This window comes from Pseudomonas sp. Irchel s3a12, from assembly GCF_900187485.1.
In the GTDB taxonomy this organism is placed as follows: Bacteria; Pseudomonadota; Gammaproteobacteria; order Pseudomonadales; family Pseudomonadaceae; genus Aquipseudomonas; species Aquipseudomonas neuropathica.
This window is the reverse complement of sequence record NZ_FYDN01000007.1, coordinates 285,114-298,806: the sequence shown is the minus strand read 5'-3', so window position 1 is coordinate 298,806 and position 13,693 is coordinate 285,114. Positions and strand designations below refer to the sequence as shown.

The following is a 13,693-nucleotide window of genomic DNA, read 5'->3' as shown; positions in this document are numbered from 1 at the left end:
ATGAAAGTTCGTGCATCGGTGAAAAAGCTGTGCCGTAACTGCAAGATTATTCGCCGCGAAGGTGTTGTTCGAGTAATTTGCAGCGCGGAACCGCGTCACAAACAGCGCCAAGGCTGAGTGTGATTGTGCTTCAAGCCCGGTAGCTAGTGCGCTACCGGGTTGATTATTTGTTATTACAGCGATATTATCTCGCGCCCTATTTCTTGGCTTCCGGGGCGTAGGTAGCTGTCAATTGGAGTCCCACTGAATGGCCCGTATTGCAGGCGTTAACATTCCAGATAACAAGCATACTGTTATCTCGCTGACCTACATCTATGGTGTTGGTCGCACTACTGCGCAGAAGATCTGTGCAGTGACTGGGGTAAACCCAGCAGCAAAGATCAAAGATCTGAGCGACGAGCAAATTGAACAGCTGCGTGGCGAAGTGGCGAAGTTCACCACTGAAGGTGACCTGCGTCGCGAAATCAACATGAAAATCAAGCGCTTGATGGACCTCGGTTGCTATCGCGGTCTGCGTCATCGTCGTGGTCTGCCAGTACGCGGTCAGCGTACCAAGACCAACGCGCGTACCCGTAAAGGTCCGCGTAAGCCGATCCGCAAGTAATCGCCCCAGCGAATCGACAGGAATTTAATCATGGCAAAACCTGCTGCTCGTCCTCGTAAAAAAGTTAAAAAGACAGTGGTTGATGGCATCGCCCACATCCATGCATCTTTTAACAACACCATCGTGACCATTACCGACCGTCAAGGTAACGCTCTTTCCTGGGCTACCTCCGGTGGTTCGGGTTTCCGCGGTTCCCGCAAGTCCACCCCGTTTGCTGCTCAAGTAGCTGCTGAACGTGCTGGTCAAGCTGCGCTGGAATACGGCCTGAAAAACCTCGACGTTAACGTCAAGGGCCCAGGTCCAGGTCGTGAATCCGCAGTCCGCGCTTTGAACGGCTGTGGCTACAAGATCGCCAGCATCACCGACGTGACGCCAATCCCGCACAACGGGTGCCGTCCGCCGAAGAAGCGCCGCGTGTAATCCAGGAGATTGTAAAGAATGGCTCGTTACATTGGTCCAAAATGCAAACTCGCTCGTCGCGAAGGCACCGATCTCTTCCTGAAGAGCGGCGTGCGCGCGATCGAATCGAAGTGCAACATTGAAGCAGCACCTGGTATCCACGGCCAACGCCGCGGTCGCCAGTCCGATTACGGCACCCAACTGCGTGAAAAGCAGAAGGTCCGTCGTATCTACGGCGTTCTCGAGCGTCAGTTCAGCGGCTACTACAAAGAAGCTGCTGGCAAGAAAGGTGCAACCGGTGAAAACCTGCTGCAACTGCTCGAATGCCGTCTGGACAACGTTGTATACCGTATGGGCTTTGGTTCGACTCGTGCCGAATCCCGTCAGCTGGTATCGCACAAGTCGATCAGCGTTAACGGTCAGACCGTAAACGTTCCGTCGTATCAGGTTCGTGCTGGTGACGTTGTTGCAGTTCGCGAGAAAGCAAAAAACCAACTTCGCATTGTCCAAGCTCTCGATCTGTGTGCCCAACGTGGCCGCGTAGAATGGGTAGAAGTAGACACTGAGAAGAAGTCGGGCGTTTTCAAGAACGTTCCTGCTCGCAGTGATCTGTCCGCCGACATCAACGAAAGCCTGATTGTCGAGCTCTACTCCAAGTAAGGGCTAGAAAATAGGTGCATCCATGCAGATTTCGGTAAATGAGTTCCTGACACCCCGCCACATTGATGTGCAGGTTGTCAGTCCAACCCGCGCCAAGATCACTCTCGAGCCTCTCGAGCGTGGTTTTGGCCACACCCTGGGCAACGCGCTGCGACGCATCCTGTTGTCCTCAATGCCCGGCTGCGCAGTAGTCGAGGCCGAGATTGACGGTGTGCTCCACGAGTACAGCGCCATCGAAGGTGTACAGGAAGACGTAATTGAAATCCTGTTGAACCTTAAAGGTCTGGCCATCAAGCTGCACGGTCGTGACGAAGTTACGCTGACCTTGTCGAAGAAGGGTTCGGGGGTGGTTACCGCTGCCGATATTCAGCTGGATCATGATGTCGAGATCGTTAATCCCGATCACGTAATCGCTAACCTGGCGTCTAACGGCGCCCTGAACATGAAGCTCACCGTAGCTCGTGGTCGTGGTTATGAACCAGCCGACTCGCGTCAGAGCGATGAAGATGAAAGCCGCAGCATCGGTCGCTTGCAGCTTGACTCTTCGTTCAGCCCGGTTCGCCGTATCGCATACGTGGTGGAAAACGCCCGTGTCGAGCAGCGTACCAACCTGGACAAGCTGGTTATTGATCTGGAAACCAACGGTACTCTGGATCCTGAAGAGGCTATTCGCCGCGCTGCAACCATCCTGCAACAGCAGTTGGCTGCGTTCGTCGACCTCAAAGGTGACAGTGAGCCAGTGGTTGTCGAGCAGGAAGACGAGATCGATCCGATCCTGCTTCGCCCGGTTGACGATCTGGAACTGACTGTACGGTCGGCTAACTGCCTTAAGGCGGAAAACATCTACTACATCGGTGACCTGATTCAGCGTACCGAAGTAGAGCTGTTGAAGACTCCGAACCTGGGCAAGAAATCCTTGACTGAAATCAAGGACGTTCTGGCCTCCCGCGGTCTGTCCCTCGGCATGCGCCTCGACAACTGGCCGCCTGCAAGTCTTAAGAAGGACGACAAGGCGACTGCCTGATCGTCGTAATCACCGAACGTAGTGTTTGGTAAGGAATGAACCATGCGTCATCGTAAAAGTGGTCGTCACCTGAGCCGCACCAGCTCGCACCGCAAGGCCATGTTCCAAAACATGGCGGTGTCGCTGTTCGAGCACGAGCTGATCAAAACTACTCTGCCAAAAGCCAAAGAACTGCGTCGCGTTGCTGAGCCGCTGATCACTCTGGCCAAGACAGACAGCCTGGCTAACCGTCGTCTGGCTTTCGACCGTACTCGTTCGAAAGCTATCGTTGGTAAGCTCTTCAACGACCTGGGCAAGCGTTACGCTACCCGTGAGGGTGGCTACCTGCGCATCCTCAAGTGCGGTTTCCGCGCTGGCGACAACGCGCCTATGGCGTACGTCGAGTTGGTTGATCGTGCTACTGCTGGCGAAGCTGTATCCGCCGAGTAAGACGTCAGTCTGAAACAAAGAACCGGGCCTAGTGCCCGGTTTTTTGTGTCCGCAAGAAAATGCGCTGTTCATACAAGCTTCTGACATGTCTCTGTTGTCACTATGCGCCGGGAAACATAATTAGTAATTATCTATCGATGCTTGCAAGTTAATGAATTTGTAGGTGTCACATGGATGATCGATACTTCCCAGCAAGCCGATTAGCCGGCAGTTTGAAGACTGACAGAGGAAGAAGACCGTATGAGCCAGATCAAAACGCTTACGACCGCCAGTGGCGCACCTGTCGCTGACAACCAGAATTCTCGCTCCGCCGGCCCACGTGGCCCGTTGCTGCTCGACGACTTTCACCTGATCGAGAAGCTCGCCCACTTCAACCGTGAAAACATTCCTGAGCGTCGCGTTCATGCTAAAGGCTCGGGAGCTTACGGCACATTCACCGTTACCCGCGATATCACGGAATACACCAGCGCCAAGCTGTTTGAATCTGTTGGCAAGCAAACCCCGACGTTCCTGCGTTTCTCGACGGTAGGCGGTGAGCGCGGTTCTGCCGACACCGAGCGCGATCCACGGGGTTTCGCGTTGAAGTTCTACACCGAAGAAGGTAACTGGGACATCGTGGGTAACAACACGCCAGTGTTCTTCATTCGTGATCCGCTGAAATTTCCAGACTTTATCCACACCCAGAAACGCCTGCCGCAAAGCAACCTGAAAAGCGCGCAGATGATGTGGGACTTCTGGTCGCATTCGCCTGAAGCGCTGCACCAGGTCACCATTCTGTTCTCTGATCGCGGTATTCCTGACGGCTACCGTCACATGCACGGCTTCGGCAGCCACACTTACAGTCTGATTAGCGCCCAAGGCGAGCGTCACTGGGTGAAATGGCACTACAAAACCAAACAGGGCATCAAGAATCTCGCCCCCGCAGATGCAGCACGTCTGGCCGGAACTGATCCGGATTACGCCCAGCGCGACCTGTTCGAAGCCATTGAGCGCGGCGACTTCCCAAAATGGCGCGTATGCATCCAGATCATGACTGAGGCCCAGGCCGCAGCGCATTACGAAAACCCGTTCGACGTCACCAAGACCTGGTCGCAAAAAGAATTCCCGCTGATCGAAGTTGGTGAACTGGAACTGAACCGCAACCCGCTGAACTACTTCGCTGAAGTCGAGCAAGCTGCTTTCGGCCCAAGCAACATGGTGCCGGGAGTTGGTCTGTCGCCAGATCGGATGCTGCAGGGGCGCGTATTTGCGTACGCTGATGCTCACCGCTACCGCGTGGGTACCAATCACCAGCAACTGCCGGTAAACGCGCCACGCGGCCCGGTGAACACTTACCAGCGCGATGGCTCGATGGCGTTCGGCAGCAACGGTGGTGCAGCACCTAACTACGAACCGAACAGCTACACCGAAGCGCCGAAACAAGCTCCGCATTACGCTGAACCAGCGCTGGCCTTGAGTGGTTCTGCCGATCGCTACGATCACCGCGAAGATACCGATTACTACAGCCACGCAGGTGCGCTGTTCCGCCTGATGAGCGACGATCAGAGAGCATTGCTGGTCAGCAATATCGCCGGTGCCATGGCGGGCGTTTCCACTGATATCGTCGACCGCCAGTTGCAGCACTTCTACAAGGCCGATCCGGCGTATGGAGAAGCAATCGCAAAGCTGCTCAACGTACAGCTTAACGAAGTCTAAACGAGAAGCAGAACCGCCCTCATTCGGGCGGTTTTTGCGTTATTTAGGCTGCTTTTCTAAGAATATCTTCGCTTTTATTGCGCGAATCGGGTGACCTTCCGGTCAGCTTGGTTCAAACTACAGACTTTCAAGTAGGGAGATGTAGGGCGATGCAAGGCCACCCAGACGTAATCGATTACCTCAACACGTTGCTGACCGGCGAACTGGCCGCGCGTGATCAATATTTCGTTCATTCGCGGATGTATGAGGACTGGGGGTTCACCAAGCTCTACGAGCGAATCAACCATGAGATGGAAGAAGAAGCCGGTCACGCTGATGCGTTGATGCGCCGGATTCTGATGCTCGAAGGCACGCCGCGTATGCGTCCGGATGATCTGGATGTCGGCACCACTGTGCCGGAGATGCTCGAAGCCGATCTGCGTCTTGAGTACAAAGTCCGCGCTGCGCTGTGCAAAGGCATTGAGCTGTGCGAGCAGCACAAAGACTATGTCAGCCGCGAGATCCTGCGCGTGCAGTTGAACGACACCGAAGAAGATCACACCTACTGGCTGGAAAAGCAGTTGGGCCTGATCAAGCTGATCGGTCTCGAGAATTACCTGCAATCTCACACTTCCTGATTGCAAAACGATACAAAAAAGCCCCTGTCACTGATGAAGTGACAGGGGCTTTTTCATGCCCTGCGTTTAAGCCCGATCACGGATCAGCAATGGCTTGAGGTAATGGCCGGTGTGAGATTGCTTCATTTCGGCCACATCCTCAGGCGTGCCGGTGGCAATGATCTGCCCACCTTTGGAGCCGCCCTCCGGCCCGAGATCGACCAGCCAGTCGGCCGTCTTGATCACGTCGAGGTTGTGTTCGATTACTACCACCGTGTTGCCGTGGTCGCGCAGGCGATGCAGCACGTCGAGCAATTGCTGGATATCCGCGAAGTGCAAACCGGTGGTCGGCTCATCGAGGATGTACAGTGTTTTGCCGGTGTCACGCTTGGACAGCTCGCGAGACAGTTTCACTCGCTGCGCCTCACCACCCGACAACGTGGTCGCCGACTGCCCGAGCTTGATGTACGACAGGCCGACATCCATCAATGTCTGTAGCTTGCGCGCCAGTGCCGGCACCGCGTCAAAGAACTCCCGGGCCTCTTCGATGGTCATCTCGAGGGTTTCGTGGATGCTCTTGCCCTTGTATTTGATCTCAAGGGTTTCGCGGTTGTAGCGCTTGCTCTTGCACACATCGCATGGCACGTAGATGTCTGGCAGGAAGTGCATTTCCACTTTGATCAGGCCGTCGCCCTGGCACGCTTCGCAGCGGCCACCCTTGACGTTGAACGAGAAACGCCCCGGGCCGTAACCACGGGAGCGTGACTCGGGTACCCCGGCGAACAGCTCGCGTATCGGAGTGAACAGGCCGGTATACGTCGCCGGGTTGGAGCGCGGAGTACGGCCAATCGGGCTCTGGTCGATATCGACGACTTTGTCGAGATGCTCCAGGCCTTTGATACTGTCGTGCGCTGCCGCTTCCAGGGTGGTTGCACCGTTGAGGGCCGTGGCGCTCAGCGGGAACAGCGTATTGTTGATCAGCGTCGATTTGCCCGAGCCGGACACGCCGGTCACGCACGTCAGCAGACCAATCGGGATGTCCAGATCGACATTGCGCAGGTTGTTGCCGCGCGCCCCTTTGAGAGACAGATTGAGCTTTTTATTGCGTGGCGTGCGTTTGGCCGGCACTTCAATCTTCACTCGGCCCGAGAGGTATTTACCGGTCAGGGAATCCGGGTGCGCCATGACTTCCGCCGGCGTGCCCTCAGCCACGATCTGCCCACCATGCACACCAGCCCCCGGGCCGATATCCACAACGTAATCGGCCAGACGAATCGCGTCTTCGTCGTGTTCGACCACGATCACAGTGTTGCCAATATCACGCAGGTGCTTGAGCGTGCCGAGCAAGCGGTCGTTATCACGCTGGTGCAAACCAATGGACGGTTCGTCAAGGATGTACAGAACACCGACGAGACCGGCGCCGATCTGGCTGGCCAGACGAATACGTTGTGCTTCGCCACCGGACAGCGTGTCGGCACTGCGGTCCAGCGACAGGTAGTCGAGACCGACGTTGACGAGGAACTGCAGACGCTCGCGAATCTCCTTGAGGATCTTGTCGGCGATTTCGCCGCGACGGCCAGTCATCTTCAGCTCGCCGAAGTACTCGCAAGCTTCGCCGATCGGCAGGTTGGTCACCGCTGGCAGCGTTTTCTCGCCAACCCACACATGCCGCGCTTCGCGACGCAGACGGGTACCACGGCAATCCGGGCACGATTGGGTGCTGAGAAACTTGGCCAGCTCTTCGCGCACGCTTGCCGACTCGGTCTCGCGGTAGCGACGCTCCAGGTTCGGCACGATGCCTTCGAACGGGTGCGAACGTTTGACGATATCGCCACGGTCGTTCAGGTATTTGAAGTCGACGTTCTGCGAGCCGCTGCCATGCAGGATGAATTTCTGCTGATCGGCCGGCAGTTCGTTGAACGGTACTTCGAGGCTGAAACCATAGTGTGAAGCGAGTGAACCGAGCATCTGGAAGTAATAGACGTTACGCCGGTCCCAGCCGCGAATCGCACCTTCGGCCAAGGTCAGATCGCCATTGACCAGCCGCTTGATATCGAAGAACTGCTTCACCCCCAGGCCATCACAGGTCGGGCAAGCGCCGGCCGGGTTGTTGAAGGAGAACAGCTTCGGTTCCAGTTCGCTGATCGCGTGGCCGCAGATCGGGCAGGCGAAGCGCGCGGAGAAAATCATCTCTTCGCCCGGCTCGTCGTCCATCGGTGCGACCAGGGCAATGCCATCCGCCAGTTTCAACGCGGTCTCGAAAGATTCGGCCAGACGTTGCTGCAGATCGGCGCGAACCTTGAAGCGGTCGACGATCACATCGATCGAGTGCTTTTTCTGTTTATCCAGTTTTGGCAGTTCATCGAGTTCGCAGATGCGGCCGTTGACCCGGGCGCGAACGAAACCTTGGGCGCGCAGCTCTTCGAAAACCGAAAGGTGTTCACCTTTACGCTCGCGAATCACCGGCGCCAGCAGCATCAGTTTGCTGCCTTCCGGTTGCGCCAACACCAGGTCGACCATCTGGCTGACGGTCTGCGCCTCCAGTGGAATATCGTGATCCGGGCAGCGTGGTGTCCCGACGCGTGCATAAAGCAGACGCAGGTAGTCGTAGATTTCGGTGATGGTGCCGACCGTAGAGCGCGGGTTGTGCGAGGTCGACTTTTGTTCGATGGAGATTGCCGGCGACAGGCCTTCGATGGTGTCGACGTCGGGTTTTTCCATCATCGACAGAAACTGTCGGGCGTAGGCCGACAGCGATTCGACATAGCGGCGCTGGCCTTCGGCGTAAAGCGTATCGAAGGCCAGGGACGACTTGCCGGATCCGGACAGGCCGGTGATGACGATCAGCTTGTCCCGTGGCAGGGTCAGGTCGATGTTCTTCAGGTTGTGGGTACGGGCCCCACGTATCAGGATCTTGTCCAAAGTGGCCTCGCTCGGCGGGCGTCGAAAACGTAGGAGTATACGGGCAAATACTGGATGGATGCACACTATCAAGCGAAGGGTTTTTACCTTACATGAAGAGAGTTTCATCTATACGCGTCATAGCGTCGCGATATACCCCGTCTTTCGATGGGACTGGTAGAATCGCCGCCGGTTCACACGAGGTTTTTCCATGCACGATCCCCACAGCGAACGCATGAGTGGCAGCGAGACTCGCGCAGCGAGCGGTCTGGCCCTGGTGTTCGCCTTCCGTATGCTTGGCATGTTCATGGTGTTGCCGGTACTGGCGACCTACGGCATGGACCTGGCAGGCGCGACCCCGGCCCTGATCGGGCTGGCTATTGGCGCTTACGGTCTGACCCAGGCGATTTTCCAGATTCCGTTCGGGATCATTTCCGACCGCATTGGCCGCCGTCCGGTGATTTACCTCGGGCTGATCGTTTTTGCCCTCGGCAGCGTGCTGGCGTCTCAGGCCGACTCCATCTGGGGCGTGATAGCCGGGCGGATCCTGCAGGGCGCCGGGGCGATTTCAGCGGCAGTGATGGCGCTACTCTCCGACCTGACCCGCGAACAGCACCGCACCAAGGCAATGGCGATGATCGGCATGACCATCGGTTTGTCATTTGCCGTGGCCATGGTCGTCGGGCCTTTGCTGACCCGCGCTTTCGGTCTGTCCGGACTGTTCCTCGCCACCGGTGCCATGGCACTGGTCGGTATCGCCATCATCATGTTCATGGTGCCGCGCTCCACCGGGCCATTGCAGCATCGGGAGTCCGGGGTGGCGCGTCAGGCCTTGATGCCGACGCTCAAGCATCCGGATCTGCTGCGCCTTGATCTGGGCATCTTTGTGTTACATGCCATGTTGATGTCGAGCTTCGTTGCGTTGCCGTTGGCGCTGGTGGAAAAAGCCGGTTTGCCCAAGGAGCAGCACTGGTGGGTCTACCTCACCGCGCTGCTGATTTCGTTCTTCGCCATGATCCCGTTCATCATCTACGGCGAGAAGAAACGCAAAATGAAACGAGTTTTGCTCGGCGCCGTCCTGACGCTGATGCTGACTGAGCTATTCTTCTGGCAGTTCGGCGACAGCCTGCGGGCTCTGGTGATAGGTACGGTGGTGTTCTTCACCGCGTTCAATCTGCTGGAGGCTTCATTGCCGTCGCTGATCAGCAAGGTTTCACCGGCGGGCGGGAAGGGCACGGCCATGGGCGTGTATTCCACCAGCCAGTTCCTCGGTTCAGCACTCGGCGGGATACTCGGCGGCTGGCTGTTTCAGCATGGCGGTCTGTCGGTTGTGTTCCTTGGATGCGCGGGGCTGGCTGCACTTTGGTTGGCCTTTGCTGTTACCATGCGTGAACCTCCCTACGTGACGAGCCTGCGCTTGCCGTTGTCGCCCGAGGCGATCCGCGAAGCGGGTCTGGTCGAGCGCCTCAAGGCCCTCGTAGGGGTAACCGATGCAGTGATAGTTGCTGATGAAGCGGCTGTTTACATCAAACTGGACAAAGAATTAGTGGATCGCGACACCCTCGAACGCCTGGTGAACAACCCGGCCGGGGCTGCTTGCGAAGCCTAGGAGAACGTTATGGCCCGTGGGGTTAACAAAGTCATATTGGTCGGCACTTGCGGCCAGGATCCCGAAGTTCGCTACCTGCCTAACGGTAACGCCGTGACCAACCTGAGTCTGGCCACCAGCGAACAATGGACCGACAAGCAAACCGGTCAGAAGGTCGAGAAGACCGAGTGGCACCGTGTTTCGATGTTCGGCAAGGTTGCGGAAATCGCCGGCGAATACCTGCGCAAGGGTTCGCAGGTTTACATCGAAGGCAAGCTGCAGACCCGTGAGTGGGAAAAAGACGGTATCAAGCGTTACACCACTGAAATCGTGGTCGACATGCAAGGCACCATGCAACTGCTCGGCGGCCGTCCACAACAGGGCGACCAACAAGGCGGTGGCAACAACTACCAGCAGTCGGCTCCGGCTCCTCGCCAGCAGGCTCCGCGCCCGCAGCAGTCGGCTCCACAGCAGCGTTCGGCCCCGGCTCCACAGCAGGCCGCACCGCAACCGGCTCCGGATTTCGACAGCTTTGATGACGATATTCCGTTCTGATTCGCTGCTGTAACCGCTGCAAATAAAAAGGCCCGTCGCTTAAACGACGGGCCTTTTTTGTGGGATTTGTTTCGTCTGCGGTTATCCCAAATCCCTGTGGGAGCTGGCTTGCCAGCGATCGCGGTGGATCAGTCAACAAATGAGTCGACTCACAATCCGTCATCGCTGGCAGGCCAGCTCCCACATGGGGATTTGTGGTTTAGTCGAGAATCAGATGCGGCAAGAACCGGCTCGAATCCTTGGTGATCAAACTGTTGTCTTCCCGCACACCAATCCCCGCAGCCTGATCGCCAATCACCCAGGAACCGATCAGCGTGTAGCTGTCGCCAAACTTCGGCAGCGGCGCAAACTCCTGCAGGATAAATGGCGCATCGGTGTAGGGCCCGTCCTCTTTGACGATCAGACCGTCAGCCGTTTGCAACTCAATGTTCGCGCCTTCGCGGGAAAAGTACGGCTTGCGTACCCAGCCCTTGGGCACGGTGCTGGCCGGATTCGGGTCGAGATGCGCCGCCAGCAGATTTGGATGACCCTTGTGCATCTCCCACAGCAACGGCAGTGCACCCTTGTTCGACAGGATCGCCTTCCACGCCGGTTCGAAAAACTGCGTATCGCTCGCGGCAATCGCCGCACCGAACGGCTCGTGGAAGATGAACTCCCAGGCATGCAGCTTGAACAGGTGCGGGATCCAGCGATCTTCCAGGTCGACGAAGCGCCCTTCAGCCGTCAAACCAATGTCTTCGATATCGATGTGCCGCGACTCGATGCCGACTTTCTCGGCGATCAGCCGCAGATAATCCGTTGTGCCCTTGTCCTCGACCGAGTCTTTCATCGAGGCAAAGTAGAACGGCCGCTTCAGTTGTAATTCGGCGAAGGCCTGATGCAGATGGGTGTCGATGCTGTTGAACTGGTCGGCATGACGCGGCAGCGTGCCGCGCTCGATGCATTGTTCCAGCCAGCCCCACTGGAACGCCGCCGCTTCATAAAGACTGGTCGGCGTGTCGTAGTTGAGCTCCAGCAGTTTCGCCGGGCCGTTGCCGCTGTAGGAAAAGTCCATGCGTCCGTACAGATGCGGATGACCTTCCAGCCAGGAAGTGCGGATCATGTCGTAGTACGGCGCCGGGATGCTCAGGCGATCCAGCAATTCTTCGCTGTGTACCACGCGATCGACCAGGTCCATGCACATCTCGTGCAGTTCGGTGGTCGGGTCCTCAAGATCGTTTTCGATCTGCGCGAGCGTGAACTGGTAGTAGGCGCTTTCGTCCCAGTACGGCTCGTCGTCGATGGTGTGGAACATGAAGCCGAGGCTTTCGGCAGTCTGTTTCCAGTCAGGCCGCTCGGCGCAGAGGATCTTCTTCATCGTCAGCTGCTCGAACGACCAGAACTGCTGCTCCAGCCACCCCAACCGCTACGGGCACTGGACTGGCTGCCGAAGCCGCCGCGTGACGTCGACGAGGCGACGTTGACCGGTTTGCTTTTGCTGCTTTCGTAATCCGTCTGGCTGCGCGTCGTGGTTTCGGCTCTGCGGTACTGCGTCGAGGTGTTGTACGGCTGGCGCGTTTCGCGATCGCGGTAAACCGTGCGCTCGGCGTTGTTGCTCATCGCGTTGCCGATCAGCCAACCGGTCAGCCAGCCGTTGCCGCCACCGCCACCGCTGGAGACGTGCGAAGTGCTTTGCAAGTTCTGCGCCGTTGCATTACCGGCGGGCATTTGGGCATCGGCGATGGCGTCGAGGTTCTGCGCCGGCTCACCTTCCTGCGGCACTTTGAAGCCGCCGAGTCTCGGCACGAAGCGGCCGTCAGAATTCTTCTGGCACCAGTCAGCGGCAAAGTCCGCGTCGCACTTGGCCTTGTTGTCGTACGCCGGTGCAATGCGCCGGTGTTCGGTCAGGGCGGCGACGTAAGCGTTGGAGCAGACATCGGCGGCCACTTCGGCGTCGACACACTGTTCCACATTCTGGAAATTGCGTGGTTGATCTGCGGCTGTCGCCTGGCCGGAAATGGCCATGGCCACCGAAGCGGCGAGGGACAACTGAACGTATTTGCTGCGTTTCATCTAAGGCTTCCTGCCGATCAGTTGGACGGTGTCATGCACGCGGCGTTGAGCATGCCGACGCTGATCGCGACCGCAGCGACATAGATACCGGAAGCCACTTCGCCGTTGGCGATGCGCTGGGATGTGCCTTTGAGCACCAGGCCCGTGGCGAGGAATGCCAGCAGTTGCACCACTGCGGCAATCACTGCCCAGAGCACGAAGTCGAGGACGTTGACCGAAAACGCAATCACGTTACTGGCCGGAATCGCGAAACCGATGATCGCGCCGGACAGGGCGATCGCGGCGGCAACGTTGCCGGAGCGGATCAGCTCGAACTCCTTGTGCGGCGTGATGCGCGTGTAGACAAATTGAAACAGCATGAACAGCAGCACGGCGCCGATGAGGTAGACGACGAAACCGACCAGTGCGGTTTTGTTCAGGGAAACGGCCAGCACTTCCAGCATGAAAAACTTCCTTTTTTAAATGGTGCTCAGATCTGTCGTATACAGCGAGATGCCGAGCGAGGTGCTCAGGCTGACGGTGCCTTCTTCGTCCTGTTCGACGGAGAACAGCAGCAATTCGCGGCGATCGGTCAGGCCGGTCTCGCGCGCATAAAGCATGGAGTGGTGTTCGATGGTGTAGCTCTCATCCGGATTGACCACTTGTTCGGTCATCGGTACGAGTTCGGTCTGGCCTTGTTCGGTGCCCCACTCGCGGGTGTATTCGACGCCGTCGTGGCTGTAGGCGGGCAGGCCGATCTGGCTGTTGGGGCCGGCCAGACGCTGCAGTTCGGCGTCACTGTTGACCGTCACGTAACTGAGGTAATTGAACAGGGTGACCGATTCGATCTGATCGTCACCGGTGACGTGGATCTGTAGCCAGAAATCCTCGTCGTTCATGTAATAGCGGTGCAGTTTGTTGGACTGGCCGAGGTCGACCCAGCCATGGCTCCAGATCGCCTGATCGAAGGGCACGCGCACCGTGGTCGAGCCATCGAGCAACAGCGCCAGGGTTGTATCGAACCTGACGGCCTTGCCTTGCGCCATGCCGAGTGGGCCACTGGCAACGGTCGGTGTTGGCGCAGCGGTCTGCCAGTTGCTGGTGCCCAGCAAGTCTTTAAACCATCCCATGGGTACGTTCCTTGAAGCGGGTGGAGGTGTTCGTCGGCGAAAAAAACGTGGCTAGTGTACCGGGCGAACCGGTGAACGAGC

Annotated in this window: 15 protein-coding genes; 10 read left to right on the top strand and 5 right to left on the bottom strand. The window is 57.6% G+C overall.

What is annotated here, in order from left to right; all coding sequences use genetic code 11:
* The 8 genes from rpmJ (at position 1) to bfr (ending at position 5,428) form a co-directional block, all read left to right on the top strand.
* Entirely contained in the window at positions 1–117 is a 117-nt protein-coding gene (rpmJ, locus tag CKW14_RS14455) for a 50S ribosomal protein L36 (RefSeq protein WP_002555468.1), read from the top strand.
* Positions 118–247: 130 nt separating this feature from the next.
* Complete coding sequence (rpsM, locus tag CKW14_RS14450) at positions 248–604, top strand: 30S ribosomal protein S13 (RefSeq protein WP_003186020.1); 357 nt, start codon at positions 248–250, stop codon at positions 602–604.
* A 30-nt stretch (positions 605–634) separates the two neighbouring features.
* Entirely contained in the window at positions 635–1,024 is a 390-nt protein-coding gene (gene rpsK / locus CKW14_RS14445) for a 30S ribosomal protein S11 (protein ID WP_002555466.1), read from the top strand.
* 18 nt (positions 1,025–1,042) lie between these two features.
* Positions 1,043–1,663 (top strand): 30S ribosomal protein S4, encoded by a 621-nt coding sequence (gene rpsD / locus CKW14_RS14440; RefSeq protein ID WP_003176404.1) that lies wholly within the window; start codon positions 1,043–1,045, stop codon positions 1,661–1,663.
* Positions 1,664–1,685: 22 nt separating this feature from the next.
* Entirely contained in the window at positions 1,686–2,687 is a 1,002-nt protein-coding gene (gene rpoA / locus CKW14_RS14435; RefSeq protein WP_003186012.1) for a DNA-directed RNA polymerase subunit alpha, read from the top strand.
* A 42-nt stretch (positions 2,688–2,729) separates the two neighbouring features.
* On the top strand, positions 2,730–3,116 hold the full coding sequence (gene rplQ, locus CKW14_RS14430) for a 50S ribosomal protein L17 (protein WP_003176402.1): 387 nt from the start codon (positions 2,730–2,732) through the stop codon (positions 3,114–3,116).
* A 240-nt stretch (positions 3,117–3,356) separates the two neighbouring features.
* Complete coding sequence (locus CKW14_RS14425; RefSeq protein WP_095048837.1) at positions 3,357–4,811, top strand: catalase; 1,455 nt, start codon at positions 3,357–3,359, stop codon at positions 4,809–4,811.
* A gap of 149 nt (positions 4,812–4,960) precedes the next feature.
* Positions 4,961–5,428 (top strand): bacterioferritin, encoded by a 468-nt coding sequence (gene bfr / locus CKW14_RS14420; protein WP_007918444.1) that lies wholly within the window; start codon positions 4,961–4,963, stop codon positions 5,426–5,428.
* Between the two features lie 66 nt (positions 5,429–5,494).
* Here bfr and uvrA read toward each other — a convergent pair whose 3' ends face one another.
* Complete coding sequence (gene uvrA / locus CKW14_RS14415; protein WP_095048836.1) at positions 5,495–8,329, bottom strand: excinuclease ABC subunit UvrA; 2,835 nt, start codon at positions 8,327–8,329, stop codon at positions 5,495–5,497.
* 190 nt (positions 8,330–8,519) lie between these two features.
* Here uvrA and CKW14_RS14410 point away from each other — a divergent pair, with 190 nt between their 5' ends.
* Together CKW14_RS14410 and CKW14_RS14405 are read left to right on the top strand one after the other, a co-directional pair.
* Positions 8,520–9,917 carry an MFS transporter gene (locus CKW14_RS14410; protein WP_007950096.1) on the top strand — a complete coding sequence of 466 codons (1,398 nt, stop codon included), beginning with the start codon at positions 8,520–8,522 and terminating at the stop codon, positions 9,915–9,917.
* A 9-nt stretch (positions 9,918–9,926) separates the two neighbouring features.
* Complete coding sequence (locus tag CKW14_RS14405) at positions 9,927–10,451, top strand: single-stranded DNA-binding protein (protein WP_008081898.1); 525 nt, start codon at positions 9,927–9,929, stop codon at positions 10,449–10,451.
* 199 nt (positions 10,452–10,650) lie between these two features.
* On the opposite strand, the gene CKW14_RS14400 is transcribed toward CKW14_RS14405, so the two are convergent.
* Genes CKW14_RS14400 through CKW14_RS14385 form a run of 4 tightly spaced genes read right to left on the bottom strand, consistent with a single transcriptional unit; the run spans position 10,651 to position 13,612 of the window.
* Positions 10,651–11,808 carry a glutathionylspermidine synthase family protein gene (locus CKW14_RS14400; RefSeq protein WP_095048835.1) on the bottom strand — a complete coding sequence of 386 codons (1,158 nt, stop codon included), beginning with the start codon at positions 11,806–11,808 and terminating at the stop codon, positions 10,651–10,653.
* 2 nt (positions 11,809–11,810) lie between these two features.
* On the bottom strand, positions 11,811–12,503 hold the full coding sequence (locus CKW14_RS14395; RefSeq protein WP_095125528.1) for a DUF1190 domain-containing protein: 693 nt from the start codon (positions 12,501–12,503) through the stop codon (positions 11,811–11,813).
* 17 nt (positions 12,504–12,520) lie between these two features.
* Positions 12,521–12,946 carry a DUF350 domain-containing protein gene (locus CKW14_RS14390; protein WP_007917221.1) on the bottom strand — a complete coding sequence of 142 codons (426 nt, stop codon included), beginning with the start codon at positions 12,944–12,946 and terminating at the stop codon, positions 12,521–12,523.
* Between the two features lie 15 nt (positions 12,947–12,961).
* On the bottom strand, positions 12,962–13,612 hold the full coding sequence (locus tag CKW14_RS14385; RefSeq protein ID WP_095048833.1) for a DUF2491 family protein: 651 nt from the start codon (positions 13,610–13,612) through the stop codon (positions 12,962–12,964).
* Positions 13,613–13,693: the final 81 nt, after the last annotated feature.